16 protein-coding genes and 1 riboswitch are annotated in these 17307 nt (G+C 71.0%); of the genes, 13 read left to right on the top strand and 3 right to left on the bottom strand.

What is annotated here, in order from left to right:
• The first annotated feature begins 34 nt into the window (after nucleotides 1-34).
• Nucleotides 35-1282 (top strand): Ig-like domain-containing protein, encoded by a 1248-nt coding sequence (locus tag OG472_RS14810; protein ID WP_401601329.1) that lies wholly within the window; start codon nucleotides 35-37, stop codon nucleotides 1280-1282.
• Nucleotides 1283-1334: 52 nt separating this feature from the next.
• On the opposite strand, the gene OG472_RS14805 is transcribed toward OG472_RS14810, so the two are convergent.
• Nucleotides 1335-1739, bottom strand: coding sequence for a hypothetical protein (locus tag OG472_RS14805; RefSeq protein WP_319721033.1), 405 nt, complete (start codon nucleotides 1737-1739; stop codon nucleotides 1335-1337).
• A gap of 199 nt (nucleotides 1740-1938) precedes the next feature.
• Between OG472_RS14805 and OG472_RS14800 the strand changes: the two genes are divergently transcribed.
• The 6 genes from OG472_RS14800 to OG472_RS14775 all read left to right on the top strand — a co-directional run bounded on the left by OG472_RS14800 (nucleotide 1939) and on the right by OG472_RS14775 (nucleotide 9279).
• Complete coding sequence (locus OG472_RS14800) at nucleotides 1939-2559, top strand: heme-copper oxidase subunit III (protein ID WP_401601326.1); 621 nt, start codon at nucleotides 1939-1941, stop codon at nucleotides 2557-2559.
• 76 nt (nucleotides 2560-2635) lie between these two features.
• Nucleotides 2636-3445, top strand: coding sequence for a c-type cytochrome (locus OG472_RS14795; RefSeq protein WP_361758332.1), 810 nt, complete (start codon nucleotides 2636-2638; stop codon nucleotides 3443-3445).
• On the top strand, nucleotides 3442-4500 hold the full coding sequence (locus tag OG472_RS14790) for a Rieske 2Fe-2S domain-containing protein (RefSeq protein WP_383575171.1): 1059 nt from the start codon (nucleotides 3442-3444) through the stop codon (nucleotides 4498-4500). Before OG472_RS14795 ends, OG472_RS14790 begins: the two co-directional genes overlap by 4 nt.
• Nucleotides 4497-6122, top strand: a complete 1626-nt coding sequence (locus OG472_RS14785; RefSeq protein ID WP_401601323.1) for a cytochrome bc complex cytochrome b subunit — start codon at nucleotides 4497-4499, stop codon at nucleotides 6120-6122. Before OG472_RS14790 ends, OG472_RS14785 begins: the two co-directional genes overlap by 4 nt.
• Before the next feature lie 165 nt (nucleotides 6123-6287).
• Nucleotides 6288-7352, top strand: a complete 1065-nt coding sequence (gene trpD, locus OG472_RS14780) for an anthranilate phosphoribosyltransferase (protein ID WP_383575175.1) — start codon at nucleotides 6288-6290, stop codon at nucleotides 7350-7352.
• Between the two features lie 115 nt (nucleotides 7353-7467).
• Nucleotides 7468-7584, top strand: a riboswitch (SAM riboswitch).
• A gap of 258 nt (nucleotides 7585-7842) precedes the next feature.
• Nucleotides 7843-9279, top strand: a complete 1437-nt coding sequence (locus OG472_RS14775) for an aminotransferase class V-fold PLP-dependent enzyme (RefSeq protein ID WP_405941522.1) — start codon at nucleotides 7843-7845, stop codon at nucleotides 9277-9279.
• Between the two features lie 263 nt (nucleotides 9280-9542).
• Here the strand turns inward: OG472_RS14775 and OG472_RS14770 are convergent, their stop codons facing one another.
• Nucleotides 9543-9824: an Lrp/AsnC family transcriptional regulator gene (locus tag OG472_RS14770; RefSeq protein WP_008738815.1), complete on the bottom strand. Its 282-nt coding sequence runs from the start codon at nucleotides 9822-9824 to the stop codon at nucleotides 9543-9545.
• On the bottom strand, nucleotides 9821-10543 hold the full coding sequence (locus OG472_RS14765; protein WP_401601318.1) for a rhomboid family intramembrane serine protease: 723 nt from the start codon (nucleotides 10541-10543) through the stop codon (nucleotides 9821-9823). The genes OG472_RS14770 and OG472_RS14765 overlap by 4 nt, the downstream gene beginning before the upstream one ends.
• A 188-nt stretch (nucleotides 10544-10731) precedes the next feature.
• Between OG472_RS14765 and OG472_RS14760 the strand changes: the two genes are divergently transcribed.
• From OG472_RS14760 to OG472_RS14735, 6 genes are all read left to right on the top strand, one after another.
• A complete protein-coding gene (locus OG472_RS14760; RefSeq protein ID WP_008738811.1) occupies nucleotides 10732-10971 on the top strand; it encodes a hypothetical protein in 240 nt (79 codons plus the stop codon).
• A 40-nt stretch (nucleotides 10972-11011) separates the two neighbouring features.
• Nucleotides 11012-12376: an NYN domain-containing protein gene (locus OG472_RS14755; RefSeq protein ID WP_327419203.1), complete on the top strand. Its 1365-nt coding sequence runs from the start codon at nucleotides 11012-11014 to the stop codon at nucleotides 12374-12376.
• A gap of 252 nt (nucleotides 12377-12628) precedes the next feature.
• Entirely contained in the window at nucleotides 12629-13657 is a 1029-nt protein-coding gene (locus OG472_RS14750) for an NlpC/P60 family protein (protein WP_401601315.1), read from the top strand.
• Between the two features lie 221 nt (nucleotides 13658-13878).
• Nucleotides 13879-14934: an NlpC/P60 family protein gene (locus OG472_RS14745; RefSeq protein WP_401601312.1), complete on the top strand. Its 1056-nt coding sequence runs from the start codon at nucleotides 13879-13881 to the stop codon at nucleotides 14932-14934.
• A 72-nt stretch (nucleotides 14935-15006) separates the two neighbouring features.
• Nucleotides 15007-16125: a hypothetical protein gene (locus tag OG472_RS14740; protein WP_405941521.1), complete on the top strand. Its 1119-nt coding sequence runs from the start codon at nucleotides 15007-15009 to the stop codon at nucleotides 16123-16125.
• Between the two features lie 23 nt (nucleotides 16126-16148).
• The gene (locus OG472_RS14735) at nucleotides 16149-17291 is read left to right on the top strand and encodes a glycosyltransferase family 4 protein (protein ID WP_405829789.1); all 1143 of its coding nucleotides are present in this window, start codon (nucleotides 16149-16151) and stop codon (nucleotides 17289-17291) included.
• The last annotated feature ends 16 nt before the right edge of the window (nucleotides 17292-17307 follow it).

The raw sequence follows: 17307 nt of genomic DNA, 5'->3' as shown, positions 1-17307 counted from the left end.
GCCGTAATTGTCATATCTTCATAGCGTTGGCCCCATGAAGCACTCACCGCGTCTTTGGACGGTACTCAGCTGCTCCCTGCTGGTCGCGTCCCTCGGGGCCGGCGCCACCGCATGCGGGTCCGGCGACAAGAACCCGCTGTCCGCCCGCCCGTACGACGCGGGCGATCAGGTCGCCTCCAACCAGAGCGCCGGCAGCCGCCCCGTGGACCCCGACAAACCCCTCGAGATCACCGCCAAGGCCGGCGGCGGCCGGATCACTGACGTGCTGGCCGTGGACACCCACGGCCGCCGCCTGGCGGGCGAGCTGAGCGCCAACGGCGACCGCTGGCACAGTACGGTCCCGATGGCCTCGGGAGTCCGCTACACGGTCACCGTGAGCACCGAGGACGAGCGGGGCGCCCCGGGGCAGCGCACGCTCACCTTCAACACGACCCCGTCGAAAGGGGTCCTGAAGGTCGAATTCGGCCCGGACGAGGGCAAGTACGGCGTCGGACAGCCCCTCACCGCCGAGCTCAGCGAGCCCGTCAAGGACAAGGCCGCCCGCGCGATCGTGGAACGGGGCCTGATCGTCGACGCCCCGGCCGGAGTCGAGGGCGCCTGGCACTGGGTGGACGACAAGAAACTGCACTACCGCCCGAAGGACTACTGGCCCGCCCACTCCACGGTCTCCGTACGGAGCAACCTGGAGGGCATCAGGGTCACCGACGAGCTCCACGGGGTCGCGTCCAAGCCGCTGAAGCTGGAGATCGGGGACCGGGTCGAGGTCACCACCGACGCCTCCTCGCACTACCTGACGTTCAAGCGCAACGGAGAAGTGATCAACACCATCCCGGTGACCACCGGGAAGCCCGGCTTCTCCACCCGCAACGGGGTCAAGGTGGTCCTCGGCAAGCAGTACTTCGTCCAGATGCGCGGCGACACCGTCGGCATCGGCGGCAGCGAGTACTACAACCTGCCCGTCTACTACGCCACCCGCGTCACCTGGAGTGGTGAATACGTCCACGCCGCACCGTGGTCCGTCGGCTCCCAGGGCTACGAGAACGTCAGCCACGGCTGCACCGGCATGAGCACGGGCAACGCCGCCTGGTTCTACGAGAACATCACCGAGGGCGACATCGTCCAGGTGGTCAACAGCATCGGCGAGGACATGGACATCTTCGGCAACGGCTTCGGCGACTGGAACATGGACTGGAAGGACTGGCGCCAGGGCAGCGCCCTCCTCAAGGGCACCCAGGAAGGCCGCACCCCGATGGACCAGGCCCGCCTCCGGCCCACCGTGTGACGGGAAGCGCGCTGCGGGCCCGCGGGGAAGCCGTGGGCCCGCAGGCGCTCCGTCAGGCCGCCGAGGAGGAGAGCCGGGAGCGCAGAACGCCCGCCAGGGCGTCCGCGAACTCCACCGGGTCCACCGGAAGGGTCACGGCGGCGTCCGCGCGGCTCCACGTGGCCAGCCAGGCGTCCTGGGGGCGTCCCATCAGCAGCAGCACCGGCGGACACCGGAAGATCTCGTCCTTGATCTGCCGGCACACGCCCATGCCACCGGCCGGAACCGCCTCGCCGTCGAGCACGCACGCGTCGATGCCGCCCGCGTCCAGCTCCGTCAGGACCGCCGGCAGCGTCGCGCACTCCACGAACTCCACCGGCGGCAGGTCCGCGGCGGGCCGGCGTCCGGCCGCCAGCCGCACCTGCTCCCGGGTGCCCGCGTCGTCGCTGTAGACCAGAACCCGCGCAGTCGCCCGCATTTCGTTCCTCCACGTGTCCCGTGAATCACGTTGATGTTGCGCGGGATGCTACTCCTCCCGATGCGCTGTCAACATCGGTTCGGACATGTGCACGGGACATCCCACCGAGGTCATCTGATGGGCCGTTCGGGCCTTGCACACGCCGCTGACACTCCGAACGGCACCCCCCGGGGTGAGGGCGGGATAAGCGACCGACATAATGTCGGTCGTGGCGACAGCAACGACAGTAGATACCGGGCACGCGCACCCGACGGTCAACCGGCCGAACCTCGTCAGCGTCGGAACCATCATCTGGTTGAGTTCCGAGCTGATGTTCTTCGCGGCCCTCTTCGCGATGTACTTCACCCTGCGATCCGTGACAGGCCCCGAGTACTGGGCAGAACAGGCTTCGGCCTTGAATCTGCCCTTCTCGGCGACGAACACGACGATCCTGGTGCTTTCCTCGCTCACCTGCCAGCTCGGCGTATTCGCAGCCGAGCGCGGTGACGTGAAGAAGCTCCGGACGTGGTTCATCATCACGTTCGTCATGGGTGCGATCTTCATTGGCGGCCAGGTGTTCGAGTACACCGAGCTGGTCAAGCACGAGGGCATGAGCCTCTCGTCCGGTCCGTACGGCTCGGTCTTCTACCTGACCACCGGGTTCCACGGTCTGCACGTGACGGGCGGCCTCATCGCCTTCCTGCTGGTCCTCGGCCGGACGTACGCGGCCAAGAGGTTCACCCACGAACAGGCCACGTCGGCCATCGTCGTGTCCTACTACTGGCACTTCGTCGATGTCGTCTGGATCGGCCTCTTCGCCACGATCTACCTGATCAAGTAGCGAACACGTCACCGGGCAAGACCCGGCACTCCATCCAGACACACCGACGCAGAAGATCCTGACACCGGGGTAATCCGTGAAAAAGCTCTCCGCACGACGACGCCATCCGCTGGCGGCGGTCGTCGTTCTACTCCTCGCGCTGGCGGCCACTGGGGGGCTTTACGCCGCCTTTGCTCCCGCGGGCAAGGCGCAGGCCGATGAAACCGCCCAGTCCCTCGCCATCGAGGAGGGCAAGAAGCTCTACGCCGTGGGTTGCGCAAGCTGCCACGGAACCGGCGGTCAGGGTTCCTCTGACGGCCCGAGCCTGGTCGGCGTCGGCTCCGCGGCCGTCGACTTCCAGGTGAGCACGGGCCGCATGCCCGCCCAGCAGCCCGGCGCCCAGGTGCCGAAGAAGCCCGTCATCTACACCCAGGCGCAGATCGACCAGCTGGCGGCGTACATCGCGTCCCTCGGCGCCGGTCCGATCACGCCGACCGCAAAGCAGTACGACCCGGCAGGTGCCGACATCGCCAGGGGTGGTGAGCTGTTCCGCAACAACTGCGCGCAGTGCCACAACTTCACCGGTGAGGGCGGCGCGCTGACGAACGGCAAGTACGCCCCCAACCTTGAGGGTGTCGACCCGAAGCACATCTACGAGGCCATGCAGACCGGCCCGCAGAACATGCCCTCCTTCCCGGACCAGACCATGCCGGAGCAGCAGAAGAAGGACATCATCGCGTACCTCCAGAACGTGAACGGCGAGAAGTCGGTCAGCCCTGGCGGCCTGAAGCTCGGTGGCCTCGGCCCCGTCTCCGAGGGTCTGTTCGGCTGGATCTTCGCCCTGGGTGCGCTGATCGCTGTCGCCGTCTGGGTCGCGGCCCACACCGCTAAGGCCAAGAAGTCATGAGTAGCCAAGAGATTCCCGAAGAGAAGCACCTGCCGAGCGAGCAGGGCGACGCGCACCACGGTGCCGTAGCGGTCGCGGACGACCCGTTCGCCGACCCGGGCCTTCCGGTCCACAAGCCGCGTATCCAGGACATCGACGAGCGGGCGGCGAAGCGCTCCGAGCGCACCGTCGCGATGCTGTTCACGCTGTCGATGCTGGCCACGATCGGCTTCATCGCGTCCTACGTGATCTTCCCGGTCGGAAAGATCGTCTACATCTTCCCCATCGGGAAGGTGAGCGCGCTCAACTTCGCCCTGGGCATGACGCTGGGCACGGCGCTCTTCTGCATCGGCGCGGGCGCGGTCCACTGGGCCCGCACCCTGATGTCCGACGTGGAGGTCGCCGCCGAGCGCCACGAGATCGCCGCTCCGCCGGAGGTCAAGGCTCAGGTCCTGCAGGACTTCCGCGACGGCGCGAGCGAGTCCGGCATCGGCCGCCGGCCCCTGATCCGCAACACGATGCTCGGTGCGCTGGCCATGCTGCCGCTCTCCGCCGTCATGATCATGCGCGACCTGGGCCCGCTGCCCGAGCAGAAGCTGCGCAAGACCGTGTGGGCCAAGGGCAAGCTGCTCATCAACGACAACACGAACGAGCCGCTGCGTCCCGAGGACGTGCTCGTCGGGTCGCTGACCTTCGTCAGGCCGGAAGGCCTGGAGGAGGAGCAGCACGACTTCCAGGTCCAGATCGCCAAGGCCGCCCTGATGATCGTCCGTATCCAGCCGGAGGACATCAAGGACAAGCAGGAGCTGGAGTGGTCCCACGAGGGGATCGTGGCCTACTCCAAGATCTGCACCCACGTCGGCTGCCCGATCAGCCTGTACGAGCAGCAGACGCACCACGTGCTCTGCCCGTGCCACCAGTCCACCTTCGACCTCTCCGACGGCGCCCGTGTCATCTTCGGCCCGGCCGGTCACGCGCTTCCGCAGCTGCGGATCGGCGTGAATGACGAAGGCTTCCTCGAAGCGCTCGGCGACTTCGAAGAGCCCGTCGGTCCTGCATTCTGGGAGCGCGGATGAGCACCAGCGACAACAACGAGCGCAAAGCGCCGGCCGGCGAGCGCGTAGCGGACTGGGCGGACGGCCGCCTGGGCATCTACGGTCTGGCCAAGGCCAACATGCGCAAGATCTTCCCGGACCACTGGTCCTTCATGCTGGGTGAGATCTGCCTCTACAGCTTCATCATCATCATCCTCACGGGTGTGTACCTGACGCTGTTCTTCCACCCGAGCATGAACGAGGTCGTGTACCACGGCTCGTACGTGCCGATGCAGGGCGTCATGATGTCCGAGGCCTTCGCCTCGACGCTCGACATCAGCTTCGACGTCCGCGGTGGTCTGCTGATCCGTCAGATCCACCACTGGGCGGCGCTGATCTTCGTCGCGGCCATGGTCGTGCACATGATGCGCGTCTTCTTCACCGGCGCGTTCCGCAAGCCGCGTGAGGTCAACTGGATCTTCGGCTTCCTGCTGCTGGTCCTCGGCATGTTCACCGGCTTCACCGGTTACTCGCTGCCGGACGACCTGCTCTCGGGTACCGGTGTCCGCTTCATGCAGGGCGCCATCCTGTCCGTCCCGGTCGTCGGCACGTACCTGTCGATGTTCCTGTTCGGCGGGGAGTTCCCGGGCGGCGACTTCGTCGCGCGGTTCTACTCGGTGCACATCCTGCTGCTGCCCGGCATCATGATGGGCCTGCTCGTGGCCCACCTGATCCTGGTCTTCTACCACAAGCACACCCAGTTCGCGGGTCCCGGCAAGACGAACAAGAACGTCGTCGGCATGCCGCTGCTGCCGGTCTACATGGCCAAGGCCGGAGGCTTCTTCTTCCTGGTCTTCGGTGTCATCGCGGCCGTCGCGGCCATCGCCACGATCAACCCGATCTGGGCGCTCGGCCCGTACCGCCCGGACCACGTGTCCACCGGTGCGCAGCCCGACTGGTACATGGGTATGCCGGAAGGCCTGATCCGTGCCATGCCCGGCTGGGAGATCAACCTGTGGGGCCACACGCTCGTCCTGGGCGTGTTCATCCCGCTGCTGCTCTTCCCGCTGGTGCTGGGTGCGATCGCCGTCTGGCCGTTCATCGAGTCCTGGGTCACCGGGGACAAGCGCGAGCACCACATCCTGGACCGCCCGCGCAACGTCCCGACCCGTACGGCCTTCGGTGTCGCCTGGATCGCGGAGTACATCGTGCTCCTCATCGGCGGTGGCAACGACATGTTCGCCCAGTACTTCCACCTGTCGATCAACTCGATCACCTGGTTCGTCCGGATCGGCTTCTTCGTCGTCCCGGTCCTCGCCTTCATCGTCACCAAGCGGATCTGCCTCGGCCTCCAGCGCCGGGACCACGACAAGGTGCTGCACGGTCGCGAGACCGGCATCATCAAGCGTCTGCCGCACGGTGAGTTCGTCGAGGTCCACGAGCCGCTCCCGGCGGGCCAGCTGCACAAGCTCACCGCGCACGAGCAGTACAAGCCGGTCGAGATCGGCCCGACGGTCGACGAGAACGGTGTCGAGCGCAAGGTGAAGGCCACCGAGAAGCTGCGCGCGAAGCTCAGCCAGGGCTTCTACGGTGAGAACAATCAGATTCCGAAGCCCACGGCGGAGGAGTACAAGGAGATCCAGGCCGGCCACGGCCACCACTGATCCCCTGCACGACCGAATGAGGGACTGATTTCAGGTCAGTCCTGGTGTCGCCACGGCGAGAGCCCCGTCCAGTGTCTGGACGGGGCTCTTTGCCGTCTTCCGGGCTGGATAGGCTTAACCCGTCCCATTCGACGTGGAAACCTTGACGACCAGCAGGAGCGGACCATGAACGTTGTGACCCCGGCAGGCGGCGACAGCGTGGCGGCCCGTGGCTGGCCGGGCGTCCTCGACGCTCTGCTGACCGGCCAGGACCTGCGTGCCGACGACACTGCCTGGGCCATGGACCGGATCATGCGCGGGGAGGCCACCGACGCGCAGATCGCCGGCTTCACCGTCGCACTGCGGGCGAAGGGGGAGACGGTCGCGGAGATCAACGGCCTCGTACGGGCCATGTACGAGCACGCCAACCTGATCGAGGTGCCGGGCCGGACGGTGGACATCGTCGGCACGGGCGGCGACGGGGCCAAGACGGTGAACATCTCGACGATGTCGGCGGTCGTGGTGGCCGGAACCGGGGCCAAGGTCGTCAAGCACGGGAACCGGGCCGCCTCCTCGGCGAGCGGCTCCTCGGACGTCCTGGAGAAGCTCGGGGTGAACCTCAACCTCAGCCTGGCGCGGGTCGTGGAGGTCGCCGAGGAGGCCGGCATCACCTTCTGCTTCGCGGTGAAGTTCCACCCGGCGCTGCGGCACGTGGCGGCGGCCCGCAAGGAACTGGGCATCCGGACCTTCTTCAACGCGCTGGGCCCGCTCACCAACCCGGCCCGGGTGCGCGCCCAGGCGACCGGCGTGGCCGACCCCCGGATGGCTCCGATCATCGCGGGCGTGCTCGCCGAACGGGGCTCCTCCGCGCTGGTCTTCCGCGGTGACGACGGCCTGGACGAGCTGACGACGACGGCGACCTCGCGGGTGTGGTGGGTCCGGGACGGCAAGGTGGCGGAGCAGGTCTTCGACCCGCGCGACATCGGCATCGACCTGGTCGACGTCTCGGCGCTGGCCGGCGGCGACCCCGCGCACAACGCGGACGTGGCCCGCCGCCTGCTGGCCGGCGAGACCGGCCCGGTCCGCGACGCCGTGCTGCTGAACTCGGCGGCGGCCCTGGTGGCCCTGGACCCCGGTACGGGCACGCTGGAGGAGCAGCTCGCCGCCGGCATCACCCGCGCGGCGGAGTCCATCGACTCGGGTGCGGCACGTGCGGCGCTGGAGCGGTGGGTGGCGGCCAGCAACGCGTAGCGAGGGCCGGGGGCTCCGCCCCCGACGGCCCGCCGATCGTTTCGAGCCAAGGCCCCGGTCCGCCATTCGGACCGGGGTCTTGCGCACGGAGGATCATGTGGCAGGATGCTGACCAGGTCACGAGTGACAGCGTTTAGGCCCCGGCTTGCTGTCCGGCAACCCTCCTTCCGTGGCGGGGTGCCCCGGGTGATGACCAGGTCGTAGGCAGCAAGGCCTACGGCAAGCGCGGATCCCTCGACACCAGGGGTCCTGGTCTTCTCGAGGAGCTTTTTCCGTGAGCAAGCGAATGCGATAGGGCGACTCCGCCCCTACTTCACCCCTCGGATCAGGGTCACTTCCGTGTACCCCCGCCGACCGTCAGGTCGGGCCCGAGGGCTCTCCCGTACCTCCCCCAGACTCCGTCCGGGGGGACCCCCAGGACGGCCGCACGGCCGTACCCGCGTACGGACACACCGAAGCCATTCAGCCCTGCCTGCCGGGAGATACCGCCATGTCCGCATTCCTGAACGCCGCCGCCGCCTCCGCCTCCGTGGCCACCGCCTCCGTCGCGACCGCCGAGGGTCCCGCCTGTGCCGAGCCGCTGCCGGTGCTCGGCCGGGACGTCACCGTCCCGCTCGTCACCGGCGGCGAGGTCACCTACGCGGCCCTGGACTACGCGGCCAGCGCCCCGGCGCTCCAGCGGGTCTGGGACGACGTGGCCGCCTACGCCCCGTACTACGGCAGCGTGCACCGCGGCGCCGGTTACCTCTCGCAGCTCTCCACCGACCTCTTCGAGCAGAGCAGGGTCACGGTCGCCGAGTTCCTCGACTGCCGCCCCGCCGACCAGGTGATCTTCACCCGGTCCACCACCGACTCGCTGAACCTGCTCGCCGCCGTGCTCCCCGCCGACTGCCAGGTGTTCGTCTTCGAGACCGAGCACCACGCCTCGCTGCTGCCCTGGACGAACGCGCAGGTCACCTACCTCAACGCCCCGCGCACCCCGGACGAGGCCGTCGCCACCCTGGAGCGGGCCCTCGCCGACCGCGAGCCATCCCCTAGCTCTTCGAGCTGGGGAGACCCCAAGGGCCCGGCCCTGGTCTGCGTCACGGGCGCCTCCAACGTCACCGGTGAACTGTGGCCGGTGAAGGAACTCGCCGCCGCCGCGCACGCCCACGGCGCGCGGATCGTCCTGGACGCCGCCCAGCTGGCCCCGCACCACCCCGTCTCGGTCCGGGACCTGGACGTGGACTGGGTCGCCTTCTCCGGGCACAAGCTCTACGCGCCCTTCGGCTCGGGCGTGCTCGCCGGCCGCGCGGACTGGCTGCAGCAGGCCGAGCCGTACCTCGCGGGCGGCGGCGCCTCCCGCAAGGTGGCCCGGCGCGAGGACGGCGGCGTCGACGTCGAGTGGCACACCACGGCCGCCCGCCACGAGGCCGGCTCCCCGAACGTCATCGGCGTCTACTCCATCGCCTCGGCCTGCAAGGCCCTGACCGAGGCGGGCTTCGACAGCCTCGTCGCCCGCGAGCGCCACCTCATCGCGAAGGTCCGCGAGGGCCTGGCGGAGGTCCCGGCGGTCCGCGTCCTGTCCCTCTTCGGAGACGAGGCCCCGCGCGTCGGCGTCATCTCCTTCGTCGTGGACGGCTGGAACAGCTCCCACTTCGCCGCCGCGCTGTCCGCGGAGTACGGGATCGGCGTCCGCGACGGCCTGTTCTGCGCCCACCCGCTGGTCCGCACCCTCCTCGGCAGCGAGCCGCAGGCCCAGGGCGAATGCGGCGCCCCGGAGGCGGCCCCGGGGGAGCGCTCCCTGAACGCGATCCGCGTCAGCTTCGGCGCGGGCACCCCGGACGAGCACGTGGAGCGCTTCGTCCGCGCGGTGAAGGAGCTCGTCGCGGACGGAGCCAAGTGGCAGTACCGCACGGAGGAGGGCCGCTGCGTTCCCGCCGTCTGACGTGCGGCGCCGCTGCACGGGGCTCCGCCCCGGACCCCGCGCCTCAAACGCCGGCGGGGCTGGGATTGGCGGTGGGGCATTGCCCCGCCGGAGTATCTCCTCGGCTCGCGCCCGCAGGCGCGACGACGAGGAGACGTCCCGGAGGGGCCCCGCGGACGGCCGGGCCTACGGGTTCCGCTCCGGGGCACCATCCCAGCCCCGCCGGCGTTTGAGGCGTCGTGAAGCCGGGGCAGGCGGGTCAGTCGCAGACCGCGCCGGAGGCGTCAGGCGTCGAGGCCGATCGCGAACGCCGCTTCCAGGTCGTGCTGGGAGTAGGTGCGGAAGGCCACGTGGGTGTCCGTCGCCTCGACGCCCGGGATCTTGCTGATGCGGCCGGGGATGATGTCCGCCAGGTTCTCGTGGCGGGCCACGCGGACCAGTGCGATCAGGTCGTACGTTCCCGTGACGGAGTAGACCTCGCTGACGCTGTCCAGCGCGGCGATGGACTCGGCGATCTCGGGGATGCGGTCCACGCTGGTCTTGATGAGCACGATCGCGGTGATCACGGCTGGCTGTCTCCCTCGGTGGCCGTCGCTGGTCGCCTCACTCTAGTCGTACCCCGATAGCGGGCCCACGCGTAGAGGAAGCCGACCGAGAAGCCCACCAGATGGGCCAGGTACGCGACCCCGGGGCCGCTTTCCGCCCGGTGCGCGGCCACCCATTGGAGGGCGAACCAGAACAGCAGCACGAGCCACGCCGGGAACCGCAGCGGCAGGAAGAACAAGAAGGGGAACAGGCTCGTCACCCTCGCCCGCGGGAGCAGGAAGAGGAAGGCGCCCAGGACCGCCGAGATCGCTCCGGACGCCCCCACCAGGGTCTGCGGGGATCCCGCGTTGGCCGCCGCGTACGCCGCCAGCGCCACGTACCCCGTGCAGATGTAGAAGACGAGGAACGCCGGGCGGCCCATCCGCTCCTCCGTCATCGCCCCGAAGACGTAGAGGAAGAGCATGTTCCCGAGCAGGTGCAGCCAGCTGCCGTGGACGAACAGGGCCGTCAGCGGGGTCAGCCAGGCGCGCGGGGTGCCCGTGAAGAGCTCGTCCGGGACCACGCCCCAGCGCCGGAAGTACGCGGTACCGGCCGCCAGCAGCTCGTCGCCCGTCCCGTAGACCGGGTTGAGCCCCGAGGCAGGGCCGAGTACGAACACCACACCGCAGCCCGCGATCAGCGCATGGGTGACCACCGGTCCCCGGGCAGCCTCGCGTACGGCCCGCCACCTTACGATCATGTGACAGAGCATGACGCAACGGGACCCACCTGAGGCGGTGGCAGGCCGTAGGGTTACGAGCTGCGGTCCGCCGTCCGAGGAATACCGCCGCAGAGCGACGCCGAGATACGCCGACAGACACGGAGAGCTGCGCGGACGGCGGCGCGGACGGCTTTAATTGAATCAGCTACGAAGGAGAGAGCGGCCTGATGACGGTTCCCCTGCCGACCGACACCACCCGGTGGCGCTGCACCCTGTGCGGCAACCTCACGCGCTTCGACGTCACCCGTTCGTCGAAGGTCGTCGAGTACGTCCACCTGGACCTCGCCGGGGAGCCCAAGGTCGAGGAGCGCGAGGTGGTCAATGAGACCATCGAGTCGGTCCGCTGCCGCTGGTGCAACGCGGTGGACCAGATCGAGCTCGTGGACAGGCCGGGCGCGGACTCCTGACGGAGGCGTGCCCACACGTAGATCACGGTAGGGGTGACGGATTGTGGAGCCAGCAAGCGGCGCTGAGCCGGCCGACGCGGCCGGCGACGCCGCCGAGGCGCTCGACCGCCCGCTGCCGGAAGGCGTGCGGCGGCGGGTCGTCGCGCTCGTCTCGGACGCCTTCGGCGCACTGACGGTCGCGGACCTGCCGGCGCAGTTGCGGCAGTACGCCCGTTTCACCCCGACCCGGCGCGCCAAGTTCGCGGGCAACGCCATGGCCACGGCGGTCGAGACCGACGCCGTGTTCCGAAGCCGGGTCGCCGAGAAACTGCGCGAGGCGCAGGCGGAGCTGGCCGCCGCGCTGGAGTCGGGCGCGCCGCCCGCCGCCGCGGATCCGCTGGACGTGGCGGCCGCCGCGTTCGTCCTGAGGCCGGCCGGCTGGGTCAAGCTGGTGGCCGCCGCGGGCGAGGAGGCGCAGCGCGCCGACGCCGAGCGGGTCGGCGAGGAGACCCGGCGTGAGCTGGAGCGGCTGCGCGAGGAGCTGGCCCACGCCCGGGAACTGCAGCGCACGGGCGGCGAGCACGTGCGCGTGGAGCTGGACGCGGCCCGCAAGGAAGCGGAATCGCTTCAGCGCAAGCTGCGCAGCGCCCTCAGTGACGTCAAGCGCGGCGAGGCGGCCCTGCGCAAGCTGACCGCCGAGGTCGACGGGATCCGCGGCGACGCGGCCACCCGGGTGGCCGCCGCGGAGAGCGAGAGCCGGCGGCTCAAGTCCCGCCTCGCGGAGGTGGAGGCGGCGCTGGAGACCTCGCGCCGGGCCACCCGCGAGGGGCGCAGCATCGAGGACATGCGGCTGCGGCTGCTGCTGGACACCGTGCTGGACGCGGCCCAGGGGCTGCGCCGCGAGCTGGCGCTGCCGCCCGTGAACACGCGCCCGGCCGACACCGTGGACGCGGTGGAGCCGGGCCGGATGACGCCGAAGGACATCGCGGCGCGCGCCCTGTCGGAGACCGATCCTGCGCTGCTGGACCAGCTGTTGGCGCTGCCGCAGGCCCATCTGGTGGTCGACGGCTACAACGTGACCAAGACCGGCTATCCGACGATGCCGCTGGAGAAGCAGCGGCTGCGGCTGCTGGGCGGGCTGTCGATGCTGGCCGCGCAGACGGGCGCGGAGATGACCTGTGTCTTCGACGGGGCGGAACTGGCGGCCCCGGTGCTGCTCGCCCCGCCGCGCGGGGTGCGGGTGCTCTTCTCCAAGGCGGGCGTGACGGCGGACGAGCTGATCCGTCAGCTGGTGCGCGCCGAACCGCCCGGCCGGCCGGTGGTCGTGGTCTCGACGGACCGGGAGGTCGCCGACGGGGTGGCCAAGGCGGGTGCGCGGCCCGTGACGTCCGCTTTGCTACTGAAGCGGCTTTCGCGCGTTTCGTAACTCCCCGCCCGAATGCCGGAATTGACCGGCGCCGTAGCGAACGTACCGTCAAGTGCCCGGCACAGAGCGTGCACTGTAGGTAAAGAACCTGGTCGGAGAGCGGGTTTTTACCTGGCGGGATTTGAACTGATCACAGCAAGGTCACTAGGGTGCGGTCAAACCTTCGTGCGGTAGATCACTCATTCGGAGTGGCGGCGGAGGTGCTGCCGAGTTGCGTTCTTCGGCGGCTCTAGGAAGAAGGAGCTCGCCTCCGTGGCGTCCCACCGTCGACCCAAGCAGCCGAACCGCACTCGTGTGACCGTGCTCGGCGCCACCGCCGCCGCCGTGGTGGCCCTCACCTCCCAGAGCGCCTCCGCCGCTCCGGCGAAGCCGAGCAAGGACGAGGTCAAGACCCAGGTCGACGCCCTCTACGAAGAGGCGGAGCAGGCCACCGAGAAGTTCAACGGGGCCAAGGAGCGCCAGGAGAAGCTCGAGAAGGAGATAGCCCAGCTTCAGGACCAGGTCGCCCGCGGCCAGGGTGACCTCAACGAGCTGCGCAGCACCCTCGGTTCGATGGCCAGCGCCCAGTACCGCAACGGCGGCATCGACCCCTCCCTCGCCCTCCTCCTCTCCGAGGACCCCGACAGCTACCTCGACAAGGCCTCCTCCCTCGAGCACTTGAGCGGCAAGCAGGTCGAGGCGGTCCAGAAGATCCAGGCGAAGCAGCGCAGCCTCGCGCAGCAGCGCCAGGAGGCCGCCGGCAAGCTCGCCGACCTCGACGCCACCCGCAAGGAGCTCGGCGAGAAGAAGAAGGTCTCCACGGAGAAGCTCGCCGCGGCCCAGGCCCTGCTCAACACCCTGACGGCGCAGGAGCGCGCGGCGCTCAAGGACGACGAGGCGCGCGCCAGCCGCGCCGACGGCCAGCGTGTCGACCTCGGCAACGTCAGCGCCTCCGGCCGCGCCGGAGCCGCCCTCGCCGCGGCGAAGACCAAGCTGGGCTTCACCTACCAGTCCGGCGGCACCGGTCCCAACGTCTACGACTGCTCCGGGCTGACGCAGTGGGCGTACAAGCAGGCCGGCGTCAGCATCAGCCGCACCACCTTCACTCAGGTCAATGACGGCACCCGCATCAGCCGCAGCCAGCTCCAGCCCGGTGACCTGGTCTTCTTCTACGGGGACCTGCACCACGTCGGCCTTTACGCCGGCAACAACATGACGCTGCACGCCTCGAACCCGCGCAGCGGCATCAAGTACGAGTCCATGGACAACATGCCGTTCCAGTTCGGCGTCCGCGTCGGCTGACGCGCCGCACACCGCCCATCCGGGCGAATTCCGCGGCCCCTTTGCGACCACACGCCCCGCCGGTGACCTGCGTCTCCTGCGGGGCGTCGCCGTGTGCGCCCTCCGGCGGTCGTTGGTCGGCATGTGACCGTCCGGCTACTGTCTGCCAGCGCGGAACCCGGCACAAGGCCGTCCACGGGGGGCGGACCCGGGCCACACACAGCGGAAGGGAGCGGTTTCACGTGGCGTCCCATCGCCGGAGCGGGCTCGGCAGCCTCGACCGGAGCACGAAGGTCACCGTCCTCACCGCCGCCGCGGCCACGGCCGCGGCCGCCATGGCGGGGGCACCCGCGAGCGCCGCTCCCGGCCTCCCGTACGAGCCGGGCGGCGCGGCGAGGACGGGCGTCAGCGCCCAGGTCGACCGGCTCTTCGAAGAGGCCGAGCAGGCCACCGAGCGCTTCAACGAGGCGGGCGAGAAGGCCGACCGGCTGCGCGCCGAGGTCAACCGGGCCCAGGAGGCGGTGGCCCGCGGTCAGGAGCGCATCAACACCATGCGGGGCGTCCTCGGCACCTTCGCCGGGGCCCAGTACCGCAGCGGCGGCATCGACCCCGCCGTCGGCCTGATGCTGGCCGAGGACCCCGACGCGTACCTGGAGCAGGCCGCCGCCCTCGACCGGCTGACCAGCCGTCAGGCCCGGCAGCTCGACGAACTCCGCGAGGAGCAGCGCAGCCTCGGCCAGGAGCGCCGGGAGGCCTCCCGCAAACTCGCCGAACTCGACGCCCTGCGCTCCGACGTGGCCCGGCACAAGCGCTCCGTCACCGCGAAGCTCGCCGCCGCCCGGCGCCTGCTCAGCACCATGCCGTCCGAGGAGCGGGCCGACTTCGAACGCTCCTCGCGCTCCGGCGGCCGCGCCGACGAGATGCCCGAGATGCCCTTCTCCGGCCCGTCCTCGGGGCGGGCCGCGGCCGCCGTGATGGCGGCCCGGTCGGCGGTCGGCCGCCCCTACGTGTGGGGCTCCACCGGCCCCTCCGGCTTCGACTGCTCCGGGCTGATGGTCTGGTCCTACCGGCAGGCGGGGGTCTCGCTGCCGCGCACCTCGCAGGCCCAGCGGCACGCCGGCCGGCAGGTGCCGCTCTCGCAGGCCCGCCCGGGCGACCTGGTGACGTACCGCTCGGACGCCAGCCACGTCGGCATGTACGTCGGCAACGGCCAGGTGGTCCACGCCCCGTACCCCGGGGCCCGGGTGCGCTACGACCCCGTCGGGATGATGCCCGTCTCGTCGGTGACCCGCCCCTGACCGCCGCCCGCGGAGCCCCGCCCCCGGCCCCGGCCGGGGACCCCTGGTCCGGACCGTGCGTACGATCGGCGGATGCTCCCGGGTCGCCGTCTCGTCCGCGTACTGCCGCTCCTGCTGTGCGTGCTGCTCGCCGGCTGCGCGGCGCGGCCCGCCGACACCACCGCGCGCGACGTCCGCCGGGCCGTGGCCGACTGGTCGCGGGTGCCCCCCGAGGCACTCTCCGGGATCCCCCTCGACGGCTGGACGTACGAGGTCGCCTCGGTGCGGCGGGACGGCGCACGGGCCCTCGTACGGGCCGAGCTGCGCTACCGGCTGGCCGGCTACGACACGGCCCCGGGCGGCTCGGCGCGCGAGCTGGAACTCGCACGCGCGGCGGGCGGCGGCCCCTGGCTGGTGCGGGCCGACCGGCCCGCACCGGGCGCACCGCCGCAGCTGTGGGACCAGGGCCCGGTGTCGGTGGTCCGGGGGACGCACTCCCTGGTCCTGGGCGGCGCCGGGCGGTCCCCCGAGGAGTTGGCCGGGATCGCCGCCGAGGCCGACCGGGCGGTGCCCGCGGCCAGCGCGGCCTGGCCCGGACCCTGGGCGGGACGGGTGGTCGTACTGGTCCCCGGATCCCTGGAGCGGATGGCGCAGCTGCTGGGCCGGCCCGCCGACGAGTACCGGGGCATGGGCGCCGTCACCACCGGCCGGGTCGGCGCCGGACCGGCCCCCGCGGACCGGGTGGTGATCAACCCGGAGGGGTACGCGGAGCTGGGCGAGGCGGGCCGGCGGGTCATCCTCACCCACGAGGTCACCCACGTGGCCACCCGGGCGGCGACCTCCGCGACGACCCCGCTGTGGCTCTCCGAGGGCTTCGCGGACTGGGCGGCGTACCGCGGCACCTCCACCACCCCGGAGCAGGGCGCCCCGGCCCTGGCCCGGGCGGTACGGCGCGGCGCGGTGCCGGCCGGGTTGCCGCGCTCGGAGGACTTCGCCTTCGGCGGCGACCCGGAGGCGCTGGCCGGGGCGTACGAGGGGGCGTGGCTGGCCTGCCGGCTGATCGCGGACCGGTGGGGCGAGGCGGCGCTGGTGGACCTGTACGAGAAGGCGGGGCGCGGGCCGTGGCCGTCGGCGCTGCGGGAGGCGCTCGGGACGGATCCGGCCGGGCTGACCGAGGAGTGGCAGGAGGCCCTGCGGAAGGAGTTCCGCTGAGGGCGTCCGGTACGTTGGCAGCGATGCACAAGACGCTGATCGTGACCAACGACTTCCCGCCGCGACCGGGCGGCATCCAGGCCTTCCTGCACAACATGGCGCTGAGGCTGGATCCCGACCGGATCGTCGTCTACGCCTCCACGTGGAAGCACAGCGCGGAGGGCCGCGAGGCCACCGCGGCCTTCGACGCGGAGCAGCCGTTCCAGGTGGTCCGCGACCGTACGACGATGCTGCTGCCGACCCCGCGCGTGACGCGGCGGGCGGTGGGCCTGCTGCGCGAACACGGATGCGAGTCCGTGTGGTTCGGGGCGGCGGCCCCCCTCGGTCTGATGGGCCCGGCGCTGCGGCGCGCGGGCGCACGGCGGATCGTGGCGACCACGCACGGGCACGAGGCGGGCTGGGCCCAGCTGCCGGCGGCGCGGCAGCTGCTGCGGCGGATCGGCGAGGGCACGGACACGCTGACCTACCTGGGGGAGTACACGCGCTCGCGGATCGCCTCGGCGGTGACGGACCGGGCGGCGGCCCGGATGGTGCAACTCCCGCCGGGGGTGGACGAGAAGACGTTCCACCCGGAGTCGGGCGGGGCGGAGGTCCGGGCGCGGCTCGGGCTGACCGACCGGCCGGTGGTCGTCTGCGTCTCGCGCCTCGTTCCCCGCAAGGGGCAGGACACGCTGATCGAGGCGATGCCGCGGATCCTGGCGGCGGAGCCGGACGCGGTGCTGCTGATCGTGGGCGGCGGGCCGTACGAGGCGGACCTGCGGGCGCTGGCCGTCTCGACCGGGGTCGCGGACTCGGTGGTCTTCACGGGGGCGGTCCCGTGGTCCGAACTGCCCGCCCACTACGGCGCGGGCGACGTCTTCGCGATGCCGTGCCGGACCCGGCGGGGCGGGCTGGACGTGGAGGGGCTCGGCATCGTCTACCTGGAAGCCTCGGCCACGGGCCTGCCGGTGATCGCGGGCGACTCCGGCGGGGCGCCGGACGCGGTGCTGGACGGCGAGACGGGCTGGGTCGTCCGGGGCGGCGCCCCCGAAGACGCGGCGGACCGGATCGTCACCCTGCTGAAGGATCCGGAACTGCGCCGTCGGATGGGCGAGCGGGGGCGTGAGTGGGTCGAGGAGAAGTGGCGCTGGGACCTCCTGGCGGACCACCTCCGTGCGCTGCTGTAGCCGTACGGCCGCGCCG

Source organism: Streptomyces sp. NBC_00207 (assembly GCF_045160965.1).
In the GTDB taxonomy this organism is placed as follows: Bacteria; Actinomycetota; Actinomycetes; order Streptomycetales; family Streptomycetaceae; genus Streptomyces.
This window is presented reverse-complemented; position numbering and strand designations above follow the sequence as displayed.

What these genes read in the sequence shown, in the direction of transcription:
- OG472_RS14785 (WP_401601323.1), top strand. Translation starts at nt 4,497, where the DNA reads ATGAGCACCAGCGACAACAACGAGCGCAAAGCGCCGGCCGGCGAGCGC.
- OG472_RS14765 (WP_401601318.1), bottom strand. Translation starts at nt 10,543, where the DNA reads ATGATCGTAAGGTGGCGGGCCGTACGCGAGGCTGCCCGGGGACCGGTG.
- OG472_RS14810 (WP_401601329.1), top strand. Translation starts at nt 35, where the DNA reads ATGAAGCACTCACCGCGTCTTTGGACGGTACTCAGCTGCTCCCTGCTG.
- OG472_RS14800 (WP_401601326.1), top strand. Translation starts at nt 1,939, where the DNA reads ATGTCGGTCGTGGCGACAGCAACGACAGTAGATACCGGGCACGCGCAC.
- OG472_RS14790 (WP_383575171.1), top strand. Translation starts at nt 3,442, where the DNA reads ATGAGTAGCCAAGAGATTCCCGAAGAGAAGCACCTGCCGAGCGAGCAG.
- OG472_RS14740 (WP_405941521.1), top strand. Translation starts at nt 15,007, where the DNA reads ATGCTCCCGGGTCGCCGTCTCGTCCGCGTACTGCCGCTCCTGCTGTGC.
- OG472_RS14805 (WP_319721033.1), bottom strand. Translation starts at nt 1,739, where the DNA reads ATGCGGGCGACTGCGCGGGTTCTGGTCTACAGCGACGACGCGGGCACC.
- trpD (WP_383575175.1), top strand. Translation starts at nt 6,288, where the DNA reads ATGAACGTTGTGACCCCGGCAGGCGGCGACAGCGTGGCGGCCCGTGGC.
- OG472_RS14775 (WP_405941522.1), top strand. Translation starts at nt 7,843, where the DNA reads ATGTCCGCATTCCTGAACGCCGCCGCCGCCTCCGCCTCCGTGGCCACC.
- OG472_RS14735 (WP_405829789.1), top strand. Translation starts at nt 16,149, where the DNA reads ATGCACAAGACGCTGATCGTGACCAACGACTTCCCGCCGCGACCGGGC.
- OG472_RS14760 (WP_008738811.1), top strand. Translation starts at nt 10,732, where the DNA reads ATGACGGTTCCCCTGCCGACCGACACCACCCGGTGGCGCTGCACCCTG.